At 78.2% G+C, this 579-nt stretch carries 1 pseudogene; it reads right to left on the reverse strand.

The features are described from left to right. A pseudogene (locus C1I99_RS33555) lies at positions 1–579 on the reverse strand (ATP-binding protein); the annotation flags it as partial.

The following is a 579-nucleotide window of genomic DNA, read 5'->3' on the forward strand; positions in this document are numbered from 1 at the left end:
GTGCGGGCCCACTCGTCGGCCGGGAAGGGGCGGGTGGTGCGGCGCAGGTGCAGCCGGAACCCGGCCAGCCCGGCGTACTGCTCGGAGATGGCCGAGAGCAGCGCCTCCCGTTCCGCGTCGGGTCGGAACGCCCAGCGCACCTCGGGCAGCCAGTACCAGGCGGTGACGGTGTTCGGGGTGAAGGTCAGGTGGCCGGCGATCTCGGTGACGGCCAGTTCGACCGCCGGGTCGCGGTCACCGAACTTGATCTTCGGCGGCTTGACCCGGACCGGCTTCACGGGCTGGTTGCGCCGGCTGGCGGCGCGCTGCCGCGGCGGCGTGACCGCGCGGCGGGCGGGACGCTCGGGGAGGTGGTCGGCAGGCCGGCGCGGGGCGCGCTCGGGCGGAACCGGGTCGGGTGCGGCCTGCGGTGGCCGCGCCGTGGCCGTCGGTGGCTGCGCCGGTTGGGGCGACGAGCCGGACGGGTCTCCGCGCCCGGTGGGCGGGTGCAGCGACGGCAGCCGGTCGCCGGGCTGGTGTGGCACCCGCGGGCGGGGCGGTGGAGCCGGTGACTCGGACGGCCCGGGCGCGGGCCACTCG

This window comes from Micromonospora deserti, from assembly GCF_003236335.1.
GTDB lineage: Bacteria > Actinomycetota > Actinomycetes > Mycobacteriales > Micromonosporaceae > Micromonospora > Micromonospora deserti.